The organism is Acetobacteraceae bacterium, from assembly GCA_004843345.1.
In the GTDB taxonomy this organism is placed as follows: domain Bacteria; phylum Pseudomonadota; class Alphaproteobacteria; order Acetobacterales; family Acetobacteraceae.
Genome location: CP039460.1, coordinates 1,414,804 through 1,436,157, shown reverse-complemented (window position 1 = coordinate 1,436,157; position 21,354 = coordinate 1,414,804). Strand labels below are relative to the sequence as shown.

At 43.2% G+C, this 21,354-nt stretch carries 17 protein-coding genes; 6 read left to right on the top strand and 11 right to left on the bottom strand.

The window, feature by feature from the left end; translation table 11 throughout:
- Positions 1–30 precede the first annotated feature (30 nt).
- Complete coding sequence (locus FAI40_07055) at positions 31–657, bottom strand: FMN-binding negative transcriptional regulator (GenBank protein QCE35110.1); 627 nt, start codon at positions 655–657, stop codon at positions 31–33.
- 20 nt (positions 658–677) lie between these two features.
- Positions 678–2,312, bottom strand: coding sequence for a hypothetical protein (locus FAI40_07050; GenBank protein QCE35109.1), 1,635 nt, complete (start codon positions 2,310–2,312; stop codon positions 678–680).
- Between the two features lie 248 nt (positions 2,313–2,560).
- Here FAI40_07050 and FAI40_07045 point away from each other — a divergent pair, with 248 nt between their 5' ends.
- The gene (locus FAI40_07045; protein ID QCE35108.1) at positions 2,561–2,746 is read left to right on the top strand and encodes a hypothetical protein; all 186 of its coding nucleotides are present in this window, start codon (positions 2,561–2,563) and stop codon (positions 2,744–2,746) included.
- A gap of 151 nt (positions 2,747–2,897) precedes the next feature.
- On the top strand, positions 2,898–3,479 hold the full coding sequence (locus tag FAI40_07040; GenBank protein ID QCE35107.1) for a nicotinamide mononucleotide transporter: 582 nt from the start codon (positions 2,898–2,900) through the stop codon (positions 3,477–3,479).
- Positions 3,480–3,497: 18 nt separating this feature from the next.
- Here FAI40_07040 and FAI40_07035 read toward each other — a convergent pair whose 3' ends face one another.
- The 4 genes from FAI40_07035 to FAI40_07020 are packed head-to-tail and all read right to left on the bottom strand — an operon-like array spanning position 3,498 to position 9,958.
- Positions 3,498–3,956: a hypothetical protein gene (locus FAI40_07035; protein QCE35106.1), complete on the bottom strand. Its 459-nt coding sequence runs from the start codon at positions 3,954–3,956 to the stop codon at positions 3,498–3,500.
- Positions 3,940–5,493, bottom strand: coding sequence for a TolC family protein (locus FAI40_07030; protein QCE35105.1), 1,554 nt, complete (start codon positions 5,491–5,493; stop codon positions 3,940–3,942). The genes FAI40_07035 and FAI40_07030 overlap by 17 nt, the downstream gene beginning before the upstream one ends.
- Entirely contained in the window at positions 5,490–8,654 is a 3,165-nt protein-coding gene (locus FAI40_07025; protein QCE35104.1) for an efflux RND transporter permease subunit, read from the bottom strand. Before FAI40_07025 ends, FAI40_07030 begins: the two co-directional genes overlap by 4 nt.
- Positions 8,654–9,958 carry an efflux RND transporter periplasmic adaptor subunit gene (locus tag FAI40_07020; GenBank protein ID QCE35103.1) on the bottom strand — a complete coding sequence of 435 codons (1,305 nt, stop codon included), beginning with the start codon at positions 9,956–9,958 and terminating at the stop codon, positions 8,654–8,656. Before FAI40_07020 ends, FAI40_07025 begins: the two co-directional genes overlap by 1 nt.
- 521 nt (positions 9,959–10,479) lie before the next feature.
- Between FAI40_07020 and FAI40_07015 the strand changes: the two genes are divergently transcribed.
- Positions 10,480–11,982, top strand: coding sequence for an amino acid permease (locus tag FAI40_07015; GenBank protein QCE35102.1), 1,503 nt, complete (start codon positions 10,480–10,482; stop codon positions 11,980–11,982).
- 46 nt (positions 11,983–12,028) lie between these two features.
- Positions 12,029–13,417 carry an amino acid permease gene (locus FAI40_07010; protein ID QCE35101.1) on the top strand — a complete coding sequence of 463 codons (1,389 nt, stop codon included), beginning with the start codon at positions 12,029–12,031 and terminating at the stop codon, positions 13,415–13,417.
- Between the two features lie 40 nt (positions 13,418–13,457).
- Here FAI40_07010 and phoU read toward each other — a convergent pair whose 3' ends face one another.
- Genes phoU through pstC form a run of 4 tightly spaced genes read right to left on the bottom strand, consistent with a single transcriptional unit; the run spans position 13,458 to position 16,890 of the window.
- Positions 13,458–14,237 (bottom strand): phosphate signaling complex protein PhoU, encoded by a 780-nt coding sequence (phoU, locus tag FAI40_07005; protein QCE35100.1) that lies wholly within the window; start codon positions 14,235–14,237, stop codon positions 13,458–13,460.
- Positions 14,238–14,292: 55 nt separating this feature from the next.
- Positions 14,293–15,051, bottom strand: coding sequence for a phosphate ABC transporter ATP-binding protein PstB (gene pstB / locus FAI40_07000; protein ID QCE35099.1), 759 nt, complete (start codon positions 15,049–15,051; stop codon positions 14,293–14,295).
- A 3-nt stretch (positions 15,052–15,054) separates the two neighbouring features.
- On the bottom strand, positions 15,055–15,942 hold the full coding sequence (pstA, locus tag FAI40_06995) for a phosphate ABC transporter permease PstA (GenBank protein QCE35098.1): 888 nt from the start codon (positions 15,940–15,942) through the stop codon (positions 15,055–15,057).
- A gap of 3 nt (positions 15,943–15,945) precedes the next feature.
- Positions 15,946–16,890 carry a phosphate ABC transporter permease subunit PstC gene (pstC, locus tag FAI40_06990; GenBank protein ID QCE35097.1) on the bottom strand — a complete coding sequence of 315 codons (945 nt, stop codon included), beginning with the start codon at positions 16,888–16,890 and terminating at the stop codon, positions 15,946–15,948.
- Positions 16,891–17,121: 231 nt separating this feature from the next.
- Between pstC and FAI40_06985 the strand changes: the two genes are divergently transcribed.
- Both FAI40_06985 and FAI40_06980 read left to right on the top strand, forming a co-directional pair.
- Complete coding sequence (locus FAI40_06985; protein QCE35096.1) at positions 17,122–19,695, top strand: glycosyltransferase family 2 protein; 2,574 nt, start codon at positions 17,122–17,124, stop codon at positions 19,693–19,695.
- 18 nt (positions 19,696–19,713) lie between these two features.
- The gene (locus FAI40_06980) at positions 19,714–20,919 is read left to right on the top strand and encodes a class I SAM-dependent methyltransferase (protein ID QCE35095.1); all 1,206 of its coding nucleotides are present in this window, start codon (positions 19,714–19,716) and stop codon (positions 20,917–20,919) included.
- Here the strand turns inward: FAI40_06980 and FAI40_06975 are convergent.
- Entirely contained in the window at positions 20,916–21,353 is a 438-nt protein-coding gene (locus FAI40_06975; protein QCE35094.1) for a hypothetical protein, read from the bottom strand. The two genes, FAI40_06980 and FAI40_06975, sit on opposite strands and share 4 nt — an antisense overlap.
- Between the last annotated feature and the right edge of the window lies 1 nt (position 21,354).

The window sequence follows — 21,354 nt, the reverse complement described above, 5'->3', positions numbered from 1 at the left end:
CCACTTTCAAACCTCTCAAAAAATTAAGCTTTATATTCTCTCAATCTCATCCGCAACACGATTAGATTTTTCATCTGAATTGCTTCGGAGGCCTTCAATAATAGCGGATTTTGTTTCTGGTTTTGTGTTGTCTTCCATTTTGCAGATAAGGCGAATCTTTGTGATTGTGAGTTTTAATCCAACAATCCCTTTAAGCTTAAGTCTTACGTAATCTTCTGGCGCATCTGATACTTTCCAAGGATCAGGCCTTTTTGCCTCTGCCTTATCTGTGATTTTTGAGACAATTTCTAAAAGCGTTTCAGGGTCTTTTAAAAACTCAGCTTTCCCATAGACTTGGGCGTTTATATAATCCCATGTTGGAACGGCTTTATGTTCTATCTTCTTTCCAGGCATCCAGCTTGGCGTAATATACGCATCTACCCCATTAAAAATCACAAGACTTTCTTTTTGCGCTTCTAATTTCGTCTGCGGATTATAATGGCCTAAATGGGCATAAAGCGTTCCAAATTTACCCTCTTCCGACATGAAGTAAAAAGGCAGCGAACTTGCAAGAAGCCCGCCTTCTGTCTGGGTAATAAAATTCCCAAGTGGATTTTCTAAAATGAGAGATTGGAAACGACTCAAAGCCTCTTCATCAAAAATGGGAGAATAAGCCATAAAATTCCTCTCTTTAAGAATTAAGCTGGCACACGCTCAAGATACCAGCGAAAAATTGTCCTGCCTTTTTTAGCACCAAAAGCCCGCTGTTCTGGCTGATTGTAGGAAGCTGGGTGAACCACAATTTGTTTTGTCGACCTCGGACGAATTTTACCTAGATATAAATCATCTTCAAGGGATAGGTCTCCCCCTTCGCAAGCAAAACGCCACGTCATACCAGCCGTTCGAATAATAATTTCATCATCTTCCAACCCTGCATCAACATCCGGATGAAGGTGAAAACGCATCATCATCGGTGGCAAGTGACGACCATCCCAAAATTCTTCGCCTTTCAGCATTTCGCCGTCCTTTGAAAGTAAAATTTGACGTTCCCACGTTCCTCCCAGACTAATCCGGTAGAAATCATGAGAAAGAATAACCAGCTCCCCATTATCCTTTGTATAAGTATGACGTTGGACATAACGTGGCGAATAGATGAACTCCCGCTCTCTATCGTCTTTTTTAAACCAAAGACAGGATTTTTCATCTGGAATTAAAAGATTGTGGGTAGCGCCGTTACGAAAAATTTTCTGACGTTCAGGAAGCAGACCTGCACCCATATTTGAAAAAATGCGGTATTTCCCGTACGAAAACTCAAAAGATAAAATACCTGCATGGGTTTTGCTATAAGGCAACGTTTCCAATGGCCGGCCAGCATCAATGAGTACAAGCCCTTTTTTACACTGTATGCGAACAAAAGCGTCATACACTGTGGAAGCGGCAAACGTGACCGGAATTTTTAAACTATGCAAAAGATACTGAATGGAATCTGCATTTTCTTCGGACGATCCATTAAAGATGCCTAAGGCTCCATCACCATGAATCTGTACCGCAAGTGAGGTAACACATTTTGAAACAGCCATTCTAAATTGCAGTGGAAATTCAATATCTAACTGCAAATGAATTTGCCAGAGCCGATATAATAAGTAAACAAAGTCCAACTGTGCGCTGGGATTACGTTCAACAACCGTTCCGCCTGGTAAAAGCGCGTCTTCAAGCGCATCTGGAGAAAAACGGTTATATCTGCTCAGGAAACCGTCTTGACTTGGGAAAACCAAATAGGCTGCAAGCAAGCCTGCACAAGAAACAAGATTATAACTGCCACGATATTCTCCTGGCAAAAGCGCAGAAAGTAAACGCCCCTCCTGCCCTAAACGGTCCAGAACAGATTTAGAAGCCGCTTTTGGCGCTGTTCCCATAAAATAATCGTAATGCAGTACCCAAATTAAAAGACGTGAGCCGATCAAAACAGGCGCATCGTCAATAAAATCCTGTGGCGGACGCCAGCCCCATGCGACCATATAAGCACGCCCCAATAAGCGCGCAGCAGGACTCCCCTCAGCGCGCAAATCTGCAAGCCAACGAAAGGACTGAAAATGCGCCCGAACCGAAAAAGGTAATTTTCGATAGCCGTTAGGCAATCTATCAAGCTGTTCTGGCCTTAAAAGCGGAAAAAACGTGCCATCAAAATAAATTTCCCCTCGCAAAAGCGCCTGCCCACGCCAAGCAGATCCCGTACCAGAAATAAATTGAAAATCCGACGGCGGATTGCCTGGAATTGGAGGTGGCTGCATTAGCTTATTTTTAATTGAGCGCCAAAAGCTTCTCAGACCCATCTTTACGCTATCCCCATTCAGCCAGCCGAAACCAAAATCCTTAAATTTCTCCCGTGGGAGAATTATAGGTAAAATTAAAGAAAAAGAAAGTAATCAAGACTAGAATATTCGGGATTGAAGACATCTTATAAAGATTATTTTTTTGCTTTAAAAAATTTTCTAAAAGATAGGCATCTTTTTGGAAGAAGCTTATAATCATGGATGCAATCTTATGATTGTTTTGAAAGTCTTTTAAATGGAGAAACACAATGCCTGTCGTAAATGTAAGACTTGCTAACGGATCAGCCTCCTCTCAACAAAAGAAAGAGGTCGTTGAAGGCGTCAAAGACGTTCTTCATAAAGTTCTCAACAAAGATAAAAACTGGATTCATGTCGAAGTCACAGAAGAACCACTCGGCGATTTAATTGAGATTATTCAAAACGCTCGAAAATAATCGATCTTCCAATTACAATCTTTAACATGACAGACCTCTGCGCCTTTGATTCAAAATCAAATATTGTGGGGGTCTTTCTTATTTCAACAAGAAAGGCGATGCGCTAAAACACCGTTACAAAAATCTTTGCAAAACGTCTTTTTGGAATTTTATGGATCTGACTTTTCTACAAATCGTTGAGATTATTGCTGCCCTTACAGCCGCAATAGGCGCAACGCTTATTATGTTTCCCCGCCGTTCTGGATGGGCGTTTTTGCTTGTCAGTGGCCTGCTTTATATTCTTCTCTTTGCTTATAATAAACTCTATGCGACCCTTCTTTTACAAATGGGTTTTGCAAGTCTGAGTTTTTATGGACTTATAAACTGGTCAAAAAATGTTGAAAAAGCAGTAAATTTCTGCCCAGTCATTCCCTCTTTTAAAATCGTTTTGAGAGATCTCCTCTTCGCTGCTGTTGGGAGCTTCTTTTGGGCTGAAATCTTAGCGCATTTCACAGACGACCCTCATCCTTATATCGATGGCTTACTCAGTATTTATGCAATGCTGGCGCAATATTGGATGTCACGCGCCTTCTTCTGCCATTGGATTTTATGGCTCTTTGCCGATAGCGCTTATGCAAGCTTTCTTTTCTTTTGCCATCTGCCCCTGAGTGCGCTTCTCTACGCATATCTTGCACTACTTTCTATTGTCGGCCTCATTCACTGGAATAATCTACGCAAAAAAAATAGGGTTTAAAAAACCCTATTCATTAAATTAAAAAATTTCTTCCATTTCCTCTGGACTGAGACGCTGCACATTCGTGATCTTTCCTTGTCCATCATAATAGAAAATGGCAGCGCCTTTTTGTTGCGCATAGCCTAAAGAGTGATGATCCTTATCTTGAAAAAGAACCCTCCGATGTTCTGGCTGACGAACCAAAATCGCCCCTCTCGGAATATAACGGAACAAACGCAAATCATAGTCACTTTTCGTCACGACAGAATTTTCAAACTGCTCCTGCAAACTTGGTGCAGGCGGAATATCAGGAACGCCATTTGGCATTGGCTGAGGTGTCTGGCCTCCCCCCATGCCTCCTCCTCCCATGCCGCCCATTTGGGCATAGGCATTTCCAGCTGTGAAAGCGATTGGAACGACAATGAGAAAAAAACTGGCATATTTTTGAATTTTCTTTAACATCATTTCCACCTCTCCTGATTTAAAATCCTTTTCCATAACCATTTCCTTCCCACCAACCTCTGAGCCATGTTGGGCGCTTCTGCCTTGGGAATTCAGCTCTCGTCGCATCTTTTTTCTCTACAGGCGCATCCAGCGTACCATTTTTACGCCAACCGCCCCCAAGAACACGGTAAACCGTCACAAGATTCTGGAAGCGCGCAGCCTCAACTTGAATTAAGTTTTGTTGCGCACTGTAAAAACTACGCTGCTGTTCAAGAACGATCTGATAGTTCTCAATTCCTTCCTGATATTTCATCCATGCAAGCGAGTAGCTTCGCCCTGTTGAATCCACAAGAAGCTGCGTATGTTTTTCTTGCTTAGCGTAGGTATCTCTGGCCGTGAGCGCATCTGAAACCTCGTGAATCGCTTCCAAAGCTGTTTTTTGATAAAAGGCAGCTGCCTGCTTTGCTTGAGATTCCGCAGACTTCAAATTCCCTGTATTTACCCCCCATGTCAAAACAGGAATGGTCATTTGCGGATTAATCGTAAAGGTTTCTGCGAACTTACTGAAAAGATGGTTAAATTGAAGAGCATTGTTCCCCTCTGTTGCACTTAAAGTAAATTTCGGGAAAAATGCTGCTCTGGCCGATCCGATTTCCGCATTTGTCTGACGTAATTTATGTTCTGCTGAGCGAATATCTGGCCGCTGATTCAAAAGTTGTGATGGAAGCCCTGCTGGCAAATCCCTTAAAACCGTTTGCTCTCCAAGTGGCTTTGGAGGCGGTAAAAATTCAGGCATTTTACCCCCAACAAGCTCTGTCAGCATATGTTCATCTTGCGCCATGAGACGAGAGGCTTGTTCCACCTGTGTTGCCGACTGTTCGACCTGCGTTTTTGCATCCGCCACCGTCAAACCGTCTGCTTGTCCCATATTGAAGGTCATTTGAATTAAATCAAGCGTATGTTTCTGAGACAAATATGTTTCACACGCAAGAATCAGCAAATCTCTATCTTCTAACCAACGGATATACGTTCCGGCCACTTCAGAAAGAATTGTCAGCCAAAGGCTACGTAAATTCTCACTGTTTTGAAGCGCCAGCTCCTTCTGTGCCTTAGAAAGGTTGGCAATTCTTCCCCAGAAATCAATCTCATAAGATGCAAAACCAATGCCCTCACTATAATATTGGAAGAAAGGATTAGCACGGCCACTTCCTGGCGCAAAAGAATACCCAGCAGCATCAGATGGATCCATAAACTCGGCATTCTCTGTAATACCAATCTGAGGTAAGAGCATTCCTCTCTGCGCCATATATTGACCTCTTGCCTGCAATATCTCTTCGAATTGTCCAGCTAAATCACGGTTATATTCAAGTGCATTTTGAATCAACATCTTAAGACGGGGATCAGTGAAGAAATCCTCCCATCCCAAATCCAAAATATTTTCAGAAGCCAATTTATCATCTGTTTTGCCACCAGCATCATCTGGATAAGTCCGTGGCGTATTGATATGCGGACGCTTCGTAATTGGGGCGAAATTGCACCCGGCAAAAAACAATCCCAAAAAACCTGCAAGAATGAGTCTAAACCGCTTCATAATTTCTTCTCAGGAATTGGTTTCACCTTAAAGAAGCGTAAAACCTCAACAAAGAACAACGGTACAAAATAAACTGCAAAGATTGTAGCAGAAAACATCCCTCCCACAACGCAAGTACCAATCACCCGACGTGCTGCCGATCCTGCCCCTGTTGCAATAGCCAACGGGATCACACCACATAAAAAGGCAATTGAAGTCATTAAAATCGGACGTAAACGCAACTGAGAGGCTTTTAAAGCGGATTCTGCAAGAGACGCACCCTGATTGTAATATTCATATGCAAATTCGATAATCAAAATAGCATTCTTAATCGAAAGGGCGACCGTGGTCAAAACCCCAATTTGGAAATAAATATCATTAGCATATCCACGTCCGAGTGTGAAAAGAACCGCTCCCAAAACCCCCAATGGCAGCACCAGAATAACAGCTGTCGGTACAGTCCAACTCTCATAAAGTCCAGCAAGACAGAGAAAAATGATAATAAAAGCTAAAGCATAAAGGGGCATCGTAGAGCCCCCTGCGGAAACCTGCTCATAAGAAAGATTAACCCAAGCATAGCCAAGCCCACCTCCTGGTGTTTCTTTCACCAGCTTAACCATCTCATCCATAGCTTGCCCTGAACTGACACCAGGCGCTGCTTCACCGTTAATTTCAAACGAAGGACGTCCATTATAGTTTTCAAGTTTCTGTGCCCCTGTAATCCAATGCCCAGAAATAAAAGCATTGATTGGCACCATCGTTCCAACGTTATTACGGATATACCAGCGCTTTAAATCCTTTTCACTCATACGAGCAGACGGCTCTGCCTGAATATAAACCTGCTTCACACGGTTATTACGCATGAACTGATTCACATAAATAGACCCTAAAGCACCAGAAATTGTATCATTGATATCCTCATTGGAAACACCCATTGCATTTGCCTTGCCGCGATCAACATCTAGCACATATTGCGCAGCATCCTCCATGCCATTAGGGCGTACCGCCGTCAAAAGAGGATCTTTGGAAGCCCGAAGAAGGACACTGTCACGTCGGCTCAAAAACTCCTCTCGACTCAAACCGCCCTCATTGACTAAATCAAGGTCAAAGCCTGTTGCATTTCCAAGCTCTTTCACAGGAGGCGGACTAAAAGCAAAAACACGCGCTCTTGGATCATCCCAGAAATGCTCCATAATAGCTGTCCCAATGGCCTGAGCGGAATGTTCTGCTCCGATCCTATCTTCCCAGCCTTCTAAATTGATAAAAAAAGCACCGTTATTTTGGCCTTGTCCTGCAAAACTATAACCATTCATAGCAAAAATAGCTTTAATATCCTTAGGATAGGTTTTTAAAATCCAATCCGTGACATCCCTTGTAACCTCTGCCACTTTGTTTTGTGTCCCATTCGCACGAAGCTGAATCATCCCAAAAACTTGCCCTTGATCTTCATCTGGAAGGAAGCCCGTTGGAAGCTTACAAAAAAGGAAAATGGCGGCAATAGCTAAGACAAGAAACCCTAAAAAAGATGCTTTCCAATGATGGAGGACTGTTTTAACACCTGAAATATAGACTTCTGTTAAATTGTCAAAAAAGCGGTTAAAAGCATCTCCTGCACGACCTACAATGCCAAAAATCTTTCCAAATAATCCCCTCCCTTCAACTCTTCCATGCGCATGCGGTTTCAAAAGTGTCGCACACATCGCAGGCGTTAAAATAATTGCAACCCCCAATGAAAGCCACATTGCCACAACGATGGTAATAGAAAACTGACGATAAATAATCCCGACTGATCCACCAAAAAATGCCATCGGTAGGAAAACAGCCGTCAAAACCATCACAATCCCAAACAGGGCACCACTAATTTCTACCATGGATTCTCGGGTCGCTTCTCTTGGCAACAAATGTTCTTCTGACATAACGCGCTCAACGTTTTCCACCACGACAATCGCATCGTCCACCAACAGTCCCACGGCCAGAACGAGCGCAAGCATTGTCAAAGTATTCATCGTATAGCCCAATGTAGAAAGAACGCCAAAAGTCCCTAATAACACCACTGGGATAGCTAGGGTTGGAATGATTGTTGCCCGTATGTTCTGCAAAAAAATCATCATCACAAGAACCACCAAAATAATAGCGATAATCAGTGTTTCAACGACTTCTTCAATAGAATGCACAATGAAAGGCTTCGTATCCATTGGAATATTATAGGTAAGCCCTGGTGGAAAAAACTCAGCAAGCTCATGGAGTTTTTCCAAAACAGCATTTTCTGTTTCAAGCTGATTAGCCCCAGGTGCAAGCTTAAGCCCTAAACCAGATGCTGGATAGTTATTTTCAGAAGCGGAAATATTAAAACTCTGTGGCCCCAGCTCAACTTTTGCAATATCGCCAAGTGTGACGCGGCTGTTCCCCACATTGGTCTTAATCATAATTTTTTTAAATTCTTCAACACTCGTCAAACGGCGCGGCCCAATGATTGTTGCATCCAGCTTCACATCTTTTGTCGCGGGGAGCCCCCCCAGTTCCCCCGCAGGCAACTGAATATTCTGCTGTTTTAAAGCATTTTCAACATCCGAAATATTCAATTCATAGTTATAGAGCTTATCTGGATCAATCCAGATACGCATCGCATATTCAGAACCAAAAACCGTATGGTCTCCAACCCCATCAACACGCGAAATAGGGTCTTGAATATTTGAAGAAACATAATCCGCAATATCTGCATTCGTCATACTCCCATCTTTACAAACGAAAGAAATAACCATCATGAAACTAGCCTGTTCTTTCAAAACACTAATTCCTTGAGAAACAATTTCCTGAGGCAATTGCGGTTGAACCACCTGCAACCTGTTCTGCGTCTGAACCTGCGCAATATCAGGATCTGTTCCCTGCGCAAAGGTCAGATCAATCATCATGGTTCCATTACCATAAGAGGTCGAGGTGATGTACTCTAAATGATCCAGCCCAAACATTTGCTGAAGGATTGGCTGAACACCTGTATTATTCACCGTTTCAGCAGAAGCGCCCGGATCGGTCACTGTAATATTCACAGAAGGCGCTGCAATATTCGGATATTGCGAAATCGGCATTCTATACAAAGAGACTGCACCAATCAGCATCACAACGATACCGATTACCCAAGCAAGAATAGGCCTGTCAATGAAAAAACGAGAAATTGAAGCCATTAACTCTTGACCTCTTTCTTCGCCTCTTTTTCTTGTGGTTTACTTTCTACTTTTTTAGTGGCTTCGACAGAAGATTTCTCAGAATCTGCCTCTGCGACATCATCTTTTTTGGAATCTTCTGGTAAAATAGGGGTAATTGGATCGCCAGGATGGACTTTAACCAGCCCAGAGACAATTAAACGATCACCATCTGCCAAGCCAGATTTAGCAACAAAAGAACTCCCGACTGCCAACCCTAATGTAACCGGCTGAATTTTTACATGATTGTCTTTTGTGGCGAGCATCACATACGGAGATCCATTTGGGAAACGCTGAACCGCATTTTCTGGCACAAGCAAAGCATGGGGATCCGCCCCTTCCCGGATATGCGCCTGCGCAAACATTCCTGGCAAAAGCAGATGATCTGGATTTGGAAAAACGGCACGCATCACCAAAGTTCCTGTTGAAGTATCAACTGTCACTTCAGAAAGTTCTAAGCGCCCTTCGTAAGTATAATCCGAACTATCTGAAAGCTCCAAACGCACAGAAGCAGCATTTTCTCCAGCGGCTTTAATACGTCCCTCAGAAATTTCCCTCCGGAAACGCAACAACTCTTCAGCCGCCAAATTCACATCAACATAAATTGGATCTAAGCGCGTAACAATCGCAATATCATCAGCCTGATTCGCTGTTACCAACGTCCCCGGCGTATAAATCATACGACCAATACGGCCAGAAATCGGCGAACGCACTGTTGAGTAGTCAAGATTCACCTCTGCAGCGTGAACAGCCCCCTCTGTCTGCAAAAGCGTTCCACGAGTCTGCTCTTCATCTGCGACCGCATTATCGTAAGCCTGATCACTCACAGCATGCGCTTGATGGAGTGGTCCATAGCGTTTTAACTGGACCTCAGCTCTCAAATGATTTGCTTTTGCCTGCATCCAAGCTCCTCGAGCTTGATCAACGGCCGCCTGATAAGGCGCAGGATAAATTCTATAAAGGATCTGTCCTTTTTCAACATCAGCACCCTGATGAAAATCTCTTGAAACAATCACACCACTGACTTGAGGACGAATATGCGCCTGCTCAATCGCATTAATACGTCCAGGCAATACCGTTTCCAGCGCTGCATTTTGATAATGTAGCTCAAGGACATTAACAGCCTGAGGTGGCAAAGTAATCTGTTGTACTGGTTGAAAAATATGCTTAAGAGAGGGGAAACAATAATAGAAAAAGACAACGCCTATAAGCAAGGCTGCTAAAGCGAAAATTCTAAATTTTTTACCCTTCTGCTGACCCGGTAAAAACATCTTTAAAAACGCCATCTCTAACTATCGCTGCCTTTAAAAAATTCTAAAAATGTGTGAGTTCTCTCTTTATAAAGCAAAAGTAAGATGGGAACCAAACGGTTTCTTTTAGACGAGGTGTATTTCGTGAAGAAAGGAGGGAGTACAAAACGTAAAAAAGGGGTTGATACGTCCAGCAAACTTTCTCAATTATGTAAATTTAAAAAAGGAACGTGATATTTATTAAAGTCTAAAAATCTAGACTTTCTTTAATTCTATTTTCTTGATTTCAATCAATAATATCGGAGCATAAATATAAAAATAAATGAAAGATTTACTAAAGCAGGCCTGTACATTTTCCTTCTTAGGAAGAAGCGTACGAAGCAAAAGAGACAGGCTTAATCTATATTTCCATTTTAAAATAAGCTAAAATCCCCAAAATTGAATTTATCTTGACCGTATGCTTTATTAAATTTTCTATAAATATTACGAACTAACCTGCATTTTTCTCCGGCATCGGCAATATTCTCTCAACCTGAAAGGAAAGTATTTTCAGCTTAATGACCGATAGTGCCGATAAAAAGAAAAAGAATTTAAAAGCTCAAAAAAAGCTCGTGGACAAAACAGTCTCTGCTGACCCAACTTCTCCTGAAAATCTTCCTTTGCACGATGAAGGCTATAACAAATCCCTTTCCGAACGCCACATGAATATGATGGCGATTGGTGGGGCGATCGGAACGGGTCTTTTTATGGGTGCGGGCATTCGATTGAATCAGGTTGGCCCCTCTCTCGTTCTGATTTATGCGCTTTGCGGTCTCTGCTCCTTTATGATTCTACGCGCCGTTGGCCAATTGGTAATGTATCGCCCAAGTTCTGGAAGTTTCGTCACCTATGCAAGAGAATTTTTAGGGGAAGGTGCGGCCTATACAGCGGGTTGGTTCTTCTGTTTGAACTGGGCTCTGACGGGTATCGCAGATATTAGCGCCGTTGCACTGTTTGTTCATTACTGGGCAAGTTTTCAATTTATTCCACAATGGACAATTGCTCTCGCAGCACTCTGTATTGTCATGGCATCCAATCTTGTTGGTGTCCGCTATTTTGGTGAAATGGAATTTTGGCTTTCCCTTCTTAAAGTAGTTTCCATTGTCATATTCCTTGTCGTTGGCATTGGCGTTCTCTGTTTTGGAATACATCTTCATCCGCAAATTACAGGCCATACAGAAAATATAGTTCCCGGCTTAGAGATGATTTCTCAAAATGGCGGTCTAGCCCCGCATGGTTTCCTTCCTGCCATTTTACTCGTTCAAGGTGTTATTTTTGCCTATGCGGCAACAGAATTGATTGGGGTCACTGCTGGAGAATGTGAAGATCCTCGAAGGGTCGTCCCAAAGGCCGTAAATAGCATCATTTGGCGCATTACTATTTTCTATGTTGGCTCTATTGCCCTTCTTTCTCTGCTTCTCCCTTGGAGTGCTTACAAAGCAGGAGAAAGTCCTTTCGTCACCTTTTTCTCTGCTTTAGGGATTGAGGGGACAGCTTCGATTATGAATCTGGTTGTCATCACAGCAGCGCTCTCCTCTCTCAACTCCGGTCTATATTCAACAGGACGCGTGCTGCGTGCTCTTTCCCTCTCGGGGTCTGCTCCCAAAATCCTCAGCCGACTTAGCAAACAAAAAGTTCCTTACGTTGGTATTTTAGCGACAATTTGTGTCTATATTATTGGCGTTGGCTTAAATTTTTGGATCCCATCAGAAGTATTTGAGTTAGCTCTTGGGGTCGCCTCAATTGGTTTTTTAGGCGTTTGGGCAACAATTTTGCTTTGCCAACTCCGCCTCTTTCAAGAAATTAAAGAAGGGCGTATTGAACCAACGGGTTTTCCTATGCCGTTTGCACCTTATAGCGGCTGGATTGCGTTAGCGTTTCTTGCAAGTATCCTGATCATGATGGCATTCAACTATCCATCTGGCACCTTCAGCATGGCATGTTTGCCCGTTTTTGCTTTCCTTTTATTTATCGGTTGGCAATTTGCACAAAAAAGTAGAAAAAAGAGAAATTTGGATTAGCTCTCTAATCCTTAAAAAGACGATTAAAAAGGTAGAAAGAAATCATATGACTGCAACAAAAAAAGGCTATAGGAAAGACCTTTCTGAGCGCCATATTCGTATGATTGCCCTGGGTGGAACCATTGGAACAGGGCTTTTCTTAGGCGCGGGATTGCGCTTACAAATGGCGGGTCCCTCTCTCGTTTTTGCCTATGCGCTTTGTGGCCTTTGCGTCTTTATGATTCTTCGGGCACTCGGAGAACTTGTGGTGTACCGGCCTGCCAGTGGCAGCTTTGTCTCTTATGCGCAAGAGTTTTTAGGATCTGGCGCTGCTTATGCGATGGGCTGGTTTTATGCGTTAAACCTCCTTTTAACAGGTATTGTGGATATCACCGCCGTTGCCGTTTTTCTGCATTATTGGCCGCTTTTTCAAGATGTTCCTCAATGGGTCATTGCGCTTTGCGCTCTCTGCCTTGTCGGTGGTTTAAATCTTATCGGCGTTAAGTATTTCGGTGAGGTCGAGTTCTGGCTTGCCCTGATTAAGGTTGGCAGCCTTTCCCTCTTTCTGGCGATTGGCGGCATTGTCCTAGCGCATGCTTTTTTCTATTCCCACCAATCTGTTGGATTACCTATGATTACCGCCAATGGCGGTTTCTTCCCTAGAGGCTGGGGGGCTCCTCTTTTTCTCTTACAAGGAGTTATTTTTGCTTATGCCTCCAGCGAATTTATCGGGATTGCGGCCAGTGAATGTGCAAACCCCCGTGACGTTGTGCCAAAAGCCATCAATGGCGTTATTTGGCGCATTTTATTCTTTTATGTCGGTTCGATTGCGCTATTAGCCCTCTTGCTTCCATTCAATCAATATATGGCTTCAGAGAGCCCCTTTGTAACGTTCTTCAAAACGCTCGGGGTTCCAATGATTGCCGATATCATGAATATCGTTGTCTTAATGGCCGCTTTTTCGAGCTTGAATTCATGCCTTTACTCCACAAGCCGTGTTCTGCGAGCCTTAGCGGAAACAGGCGCTGCGCCAAAATCTTTTCTTCAGCTCAGTCCAAAATCCCGCATTCCCTTTATCGCCATTGCTGTCACCCTCTTTGTCTATTTAATTGGCGTTATTTTAAACTATCTCATTCCAAATTATGTGTTTGAATTAGCTCTCGGTGTTGCTGCCATTGGTGTAATTGGCGCTTGGGCAACCATTCTACTTTGCAATATTAGCCTTCACCGCTCGATTGTTTCTGGCAAGATATCAAAAACAGATTATCCTATGCCGGGTTCTCCTGTAACGAACTGGCTAACACTCGGCTTCCTAGGCCTTATCCTCATCAGCATTGGTTTTGACTATCCCAATGGAACGATGACCCTCTCAGCGCTTCCTTTCTTAGGAATAGCCCTCTGGCTCAGCTGGCGTGTGATTGTCAAACATAAAGAAAAAACCGCCTCATCGTCATGAAGCGGTTTCTAAAAGTTTCTGCAAGAAAACCTAAACGGTATTAAACTTTCTGATCATCTTCGTTACCATTCTCGTTCTCTTCATGATGTTCTGTTTCCAGTTCTTCAGAAGATTTTTGCTTATGATTCCAAGCCGCTTTTGGACGTCTTTGATGTAAAAGACTTGTACCCGTTGCCGCATAAAAAATACGCTCCGCAATATTGCTGGCATGATCACCAATACGCTCTAGATTTTTCGCAATAAAAAGCAATTCTGTGCACGGACGAATATTCCGAGGTTCTTCGATCATATACGTCACGAGCTCACGGAAAAAAGTCGTATAAGATTCATCTACAGCATCATCCGCATGCCATAATGCAAGCGCCTCATTAGTGTCTTGTGTTTTCATTGCATGAATCATCATCCGAAGATTTTCTTGAACCAAACTCCCCATAGAACGCAAACCTGACAGAGAAATTTTTCCTTTTGTTTCTCCAACAGATCTCGAACGGCGTGCAATGGAAGCTGCGTAATCCCCCATTCTCTCTAAACCGTCCGTAATTTTTAAAGCCGCAATCGTTTCACGCAAATCAGCACCAAAAGGACTTCGTAAAGCCAACAAACGAATAGCGAGGCTTTCGACCTCACGCTCCATTTCATCGACATCGCGATCCATTGCGGTGGCCTCATTCGCTGCCTCGTTATCGCCATCTAAAATAGCCCGCATTGCAAGATCAAACTGCTGATCGACCTGTTTGCCCATATCTGCCATCAAGGTGCGGAGGTAATCTAATTCTTGCTGATAACTTTTGACGATATGTGCACGTCCACCATTATTCATTTTCTTTTCCTCCTATTTCCTTGAATACTTCAAGAAGTCTAAAGCAAAATAGCCTTTAACCAAAGCGTCCTGTAATATAATCTTGCGTTTGCTGTTGGGAAGGGTTTGTAAAAATTTTATCTGCCCGATCTACCTCTATTAAGCGCCCCATATAGAAAAAAGCCACACGATCTGCACAACGGGCCGCCTGCTGCATATTGTGCGTCACAATCGCAATCGTAAAATCACTTTTCAATTCATCAATCAGCTCCTCGATACGGGCCGTTGAAATGGGATCAAGTGCCGATGTTGGCTCGTCTAGCAATAAAACCTCAGAACGTGTTGCAATAGAGCGTGCAATACATAAGCGCTGTTGCTGTCCGCCTGACATGCCTGTCGCAGGGGCTGTCAGTCGATCCTGAACCTCCGACCAAAGCGCCACGCGTTCAAGTGCATCCTTCACCCGTGCCTCTAACGCTGATTTTGAAAGCTTTTCATGCAAACGCACACCAAAGGCGACATTATCAAAAATGGACATTGGAAATGGCGTTGGTTTTTGAAACACCATCCCAATGCGGCTCCTTAGAACATCGACATCCATATCACGGTCTAGGATATTGCGGCCATCAAAAATAATCTCACCCGTTGCTCTCTGCTCCGGATATAGATCATAAATACGGTTAAACGTTCTTAAAAAAGTGGATTTTCCGCATCCACTCGGACCAATCAGTGCCGTAACAGACCTTTTCGGAAACGCCATGGAAATTCCATGTAGCGCCTGATTTTCACCATAATAAAAATTAAGATCTTTGACTTTTACAGCTGGTTCCGACATCCGCTATTTCCTTCCTTGAAGCCCAAAAAGCCCCCGAACCATTAAATTAATCCCTAAAACCCCTAAGGTCACTAAAAGCGCTCCTGTCCATGCCAAAGCCACCCAATCTGTATAAGAAGAGCCAGCATATTGATAGATCGCCACAGGCAAGCTTGCCATTGGCTTATTAAGATCCAGAGACCAGTTTGGATTTCCCATTGAGGTAAAGAGTAAAGGTGCTGTTTCGCCCCCCATTCTTGCCAAGGCCAAAAGCATGCCTGTCAAAATACCGCCTAAGGCAGCTCTGACCCAAATGCCCCAAATGACTTTCCACCTTGGCGCCCCCAGCGCATAAGCTGCCTCACGCATCCCAGCAGGCACTAACGCAAGCATATCCTCTGTGGACCGTATCACCAGCGGAATGCTTAAAATGGCCAAAGCAACAGCTCCTGCAAAAGCAGAAAAATGTGCAAAAGGCGCAACCAAAAGTTGATAAATAAATAATCCAGCCAAAATGGAAGGCACAGACATCAGCATATCAGAGACAAAACGAACCGAAGTTGCAAAATGATTCTGAGCCCCCCCATAAGCAGCAAGATAAATCCCGCAAAACAGTCCTAAAGGCCCTGCCATTAACATCGCGAGCCCCGTTTGAATAATACTGCCAATAACAGCATTCCCAAGACCGCCATCACTGCCCGGTGCGCCCTGAGCATGTGTAAAGGTAACCCATTTTAAACCAGGCAACCCTTCCGAAAACAAACTCCAAAAAATAGAAAGGACACAAGCAAGTAGCAAAAGTCCCATTGTGTAAGCGAAAACTGTTGCCAAACGGTCTTTCCAACGACGGTGGGAAGCCCGCCTTCCGCCTTCCCAACTGGGCGATAATTTTGCAACGTTTTTATGACCCATTTCTTATTTTTTCCTATGACAAAAACGGGAAAATAGTAGGGTTACAGCAGACAATGCCAACAAAATAAATCCTAGAGCCATTAACGCTGAAAGACGAACCGATCCTGAGGGGCTTTCTGGAAACTGCAACGCAATCAAAGACGCAACTGTGCTTCGAGGGGCAAATAAAGACCAGCCCATAGAAACCACATCTCCAATGACAAATGTAACCGCCATCGTTTCGCCCAGCGCACGCCCAATCCCTAGCATTGTTGCACTAATCATGCCGTTTCTTGCCCAGGGAACAACCACCTTAATCATAACTTCCCAACGCCCTGCGCCTAGACCATAGGCACTTTCCTTCAACATTGGCGGAACGGCACGCATTAAATCCACCATCACAGCGGTCATAAAGGGCGCAATCATGATTGCTAGAACGATCCCTGCCGTCATCAGCCCTGTTCCAAAGGGAGCACCCGCAAAAAGCGGATAAAGAACAGAAGAGAGAATGGGAATTTTTTGAATAAAATAGGTAATATAAGGCTGGATGTAGGCCATAAAAGGCACAATGGTAAAAAAGCCCCACATCCCAAAAATAATTGAAGGTACTCCCGCCAAAATCTGAATCATCGCCGCAACAGGACGCGACCATTTTTTAGGTAAAATTGAAACAATCCAAAAAGAAGCCCCGAAAGAAAGTGGCAGTGCCAAACAAATCGCAATAAAACTGCTAACGACACTCCCGAGCAAAGGCGCAAGAGCACCATATTGCTGTGTGACAGGATTCCAAACATTATGAAATAGAAACCCAGAGCCGAAATCAGCAAAAGCCTGCCGCCCACCGTTTCCGATAAGAAAGACCAATGCGCCTAAAGCAAGCAAAGTGATCATTGCAGAAGAGACGAAAAGAAGATGAAAAAAACTATCTAAATATTTTCGCTTTTTCTGGTGGGATATTTTTTTACTCATCCCAGAAGAAACACTCTAAAAAAGAAAATTTCCTCAAAAGGGGCTGCGTGTTTCAACGTCTGCCTCATAAGCTCAATCAAGAGAGAATAATGTCAAAAAAAGCGACCTGTTTTATTTTCAAGACGCTTCCTTCCCCTTCCCTTTACCTCTCCTTTCTCAAGAATGCAAATCTCTATGTTTAAATGCGCCTATTATATTGTATAAAAGAGACATTCTTTTCAGGGGGATATTGTGCGCTCACCTTCAACTTTTTCAACTTTGTTTTCTGGACAAATTACTTACCTCTCTCACGGTTTCCTCAAGGGATGGGCTCTTTCGAATCAGGCTTTGAGAGAACGAACACGACAAGATATTTGGCTTCATGTGTTAGTCGATGGGCAAGAAATTGAACGTATTCCCTGTAATCTTTTGCGCCCAGAAGAAGCCGCTCACTATCATCTACCAAGCCCCTATATCGGTTTTGAATGGAAAATTCCCGACGCCTTTTACGATGGCCAGAAAAGAGCGATTTCGCTCCGCTTTCCTGACCGGTCTATTCTCCCCTTTCCTGCACATTTTCTTAATAATCAACCCTCTAATGATGATCTCTCGGAAGAGTGGATTTTTGAAGGCCGTGAAGAAATCGAAACCCGTTCTTACTTTGAAGGGCTTCAAGATGGGCAATTAAAAGGATGGATTGCCCAGCGCAAAGGACTCAACTCTCCTTGGAAAGGTGAAGTTACCCTTGATCTCACCGTTGATGGACGCCCCCTAACACGCTTAAAAGCCAATCAACAACGAGCAGATGTCGCCCATAGCTTAGAAAAAGATAATTTTTCTAAAATAAAACCCGCTTCTGCTTGTGGCTTTAGCTATTCTTTGCCTCATACACTTCGTGACGGCGCCTATCACGAATTTAAGGTGACAATCGTTCCAGAAAATATAGAAATCTCTGGCAGTCCCATCCGCACAAAATATCTTGAAGACAGTATGGGAGCACGGATTGCCCATCTCAACAATATGATTGATGCCCTTCAGAATCAGCTCACACACCTAAGACGAGAAGCCCTTTCTCTCATGCCGCAGAGCTATAAATTCTCTATTGATGATTATAACCGCTGGTACGAATCCTATCGAAAAACCCTTACGGCAAAGACAAAGCGCCAGCGGCAACTTAACCCTCTCCAGGAGACGCCGTTGCTTTCGATTATCTGCCCTGTTTTCCACCCTGAACCTCAACATTTTTCAGAAGCTATCCAATCTATCGAGCAGCAAACTTATGCAAACTGGAATCTTCTGCTTGTTCTTGATGGCCCTCAAAAGAAAAAAATTGAAACAATTGCTCAAAAAGCTTCACAAAATGATTCAAGAATTTCTCTCCTCTCTCTTGCGAAGCAGCAAGGCATCTCTAAGGCCACAAATAGAGCCTTAAAACAGGCAAAAGGTGAATATATTCTTTTCCTCGACCACGATGATTTATTTGATCCAAATGCCCTAGAAATCATGGTACGAGCCGCTTTAGAAACGAAAGCTGACATTCTCTATTCAGATGAAGACAAACTTAGCCCCGAAGGCATTTTTAACGCTCCCCATCTTAAACCTGATTTTAATTACCGTTATCTTTTAGGCTGCAATTATATTTGCCACCTATCAATGTATAGGCGTTCCCTCTTAGAGCAAGTTGGCGCTTTAAAGAAAGAATATGATGGTGCACAAGACCATGATTTGCTTCTAAGAGCCTATGAAATTTCTCCAAATGGTTTTCACCATGTGCCTGAAATTCTCTATCATTGGCGACAGACCCCTAAATCGACAGCACTCTCTTCAGAAAATAAGACCTATGCAAAAAATAGTGGCGCTAAAGCTGTTCAGCATCATTTAATCCGTCAAAAATATAAAGCAAAAGTGAAGCCAATTGCCAATATAACCCTCTATCAAACAGAATGGGTTTTGCCTCAAAAACGGCCTTCTGTAACCGTCATTATTCCTTTCAGAGACCAAAGTCTCATGACAAAGACCTGTGTCGATTCTTTTTTAAAAACACAAACATACACAAATTTTTCAATTTTACTCGTCGATAACTGGTCCATTGAAGACGAAACAAAGCAATTTCTGAAGGAGATTTCTAAACATAAAAAAGTATCTGTTTTACGCATTGAGGAAGATTTTAATTTTGCACGCTTAAACAACCTCGCTGCGGAAAAGGCATCGGGAGAATATCTCCTATTTCTCAATAACGATGTCGAAGTCATGCAAAAAGATTTTCTCCTGCGCATGATGGGTGAAATGCTTAACCTGCCAAAAGCAGGCGCTGTCGGTGCCCGCCTACTCTACCCCTCAAAAGCATTGCAGCATGGTGGCGTTGCTGTCTCACCCAAAGCAATTGCCATTCACATGCATCGTGGACGGGATGAAAACGATCTTGGCTATATGGGGCGCGCACGTTTAAATCAAGAGGTCTCTGCCGTTACAGGGGCGGCCTTGCTCACGTCTAAAGCCCTTTTTCTAGAGATTGGAGAGTTTAATGAAAAAGACTTTCCTATTGCCTATAACGATGTTGATTTCTGTTTGAGGCTTCGCCAAAAAGGGTATAAAATTTACTACTGCGGAGATACTGTCGCCATACACCATGAGAGCCTAAGCCGTGGCAGCGATGAAATCGCGCATAATGAAAGACGTCTCTTTGAGGAAACTCAAAATCTTTTAGCACGTTGGCAAGACGTTCCTTTCTTTCAAAAAGACCCTTTCTATCCTCAAAATTTTCTTTTAGAAGGAGAAACTTTTCACCAGCTTGCCTCCCCCCTTTCTTCCTCCGACAATCTGTAAAATGCAAAGTCTCTCATTATGAATATTATTCTCCATCAGCTTTTAAAACATATTGTGCACTATGGCAGTTTAGATCTGACCTATAGCGACGGTGTCAAAAAACATTATCAAGGGAAATATCCGGGTATTCATGCTGGGCTTCGGCTTCTGACACCTTCTGCAGAACGGGCTCTCATCTTCAACCCAGCCCTTTCCTTTGGCGAAAAATACATGTCTGGGGAACTTATCCCTGAAAATGAGGATCTGGAATCTCTCCTCGGTCTGTTTCTCTATAATATTGAGAAAGGACGTCTTTTTAGCGACCGTTTTTTACGCTCTATCGGGCAAACCCTTCATCATTTCAAACCCGTTGCTTTTTTGAATAATCTTCAAAAATCCAAACAAAATATTGCCCATCATTACGACATCAACGCCAAACTATACCGGCTGTTTTTAGATAAGGACATGCAATATTCCTGCGCTTATTTTAAAAACGGCAATGAAACGCTTGAAGAAGCTCAAATCAAGAAGAAAAAGCATTTAGCCAAAAAACTCTATTTAACCGAAAAAGGCCTGCATGTTCTTGATATTGGCTGTGGATGGGGCGGATTAGCGATAACACTCGCCAAAGAATATGGTGCAAAGGTGACGGGAATTACGCTCTCAAAAGAACAATTCATTATTGCCCAAAAACGTGTCCAAAAAGCTGGTTTATCAGAACAAATTGACATTAAGCTCTGCGATTACCGTACACTTAATCAGAGATTTGACCGCATTGTTTCTGTTGGCATGCTCGAACATGTCGGACAATCACAATATGAAGAGTTTTTTCTTGGCGTCAAAAAACTCTTAAAACCAAGAGGAGTTGCCGTCATCCATTCGATTGGCAGGAAAGACGGGCCAGGCTCAACCAATCCATGGATTACAAAATATATTTTCCCCGGGGGATACAGCCCTGCGTTAAGCGAGATTTTTAAAGCGGTTGAGAAATCTGATCTCTGGGTCACAGATTGCGAAATTCTTCGTCTCCATTACGCAAAAACGCTTCGTTTTTGGCGTCAGCGTTTCGAAGCGCATCGTGATGAAATCCAGGAAATGTTTGATGAGAAATTTATTCGAATGTTCCGATTTTATCTCACAGCTTCCGAACTCGCTTTCCGTGTGCAAGATCATATGAATTTTCAAATTCAGATTACACGCGACCTAAATACCCTGCCAATTACCCGTGATTATATGCAGGATTAAAGTCCAAGCAGAAGATGCTGGCGCAGCAAATGCAAAGGGTCTTCTGCTTCTGCCTTCTCTGGTAAAGAAGGCTCTTCCTCTTTAGCAGAAACATAAATAGGAGATGTGAGCGCCTTAAGAACGAGCCTCACAAAATCTTGGCAGTCCCATTCTGTTAATTTCGTTGGCGTCTCACCTGCTCCTCGTTGAATTACCCAATTTTCAAGAACAGGTAGCAGAGGAGACCATGAATTTACCTTCTGCAACCCTAAAGCTTTTTGCCTTAAACAAGTAACCGCCAAAAAAGCGAGATGGTTAATTTCATCTTGCTTAAGAAAAGACGGTTTTTTTCCAGCTTCACGCTGCACAACCCAATTTTGAACATGCAAAGCAAGATTTTCAGGTAACACACTTTTTTCAATAAAAAATGAAAAATCTTCCTTAGATTCTGACATC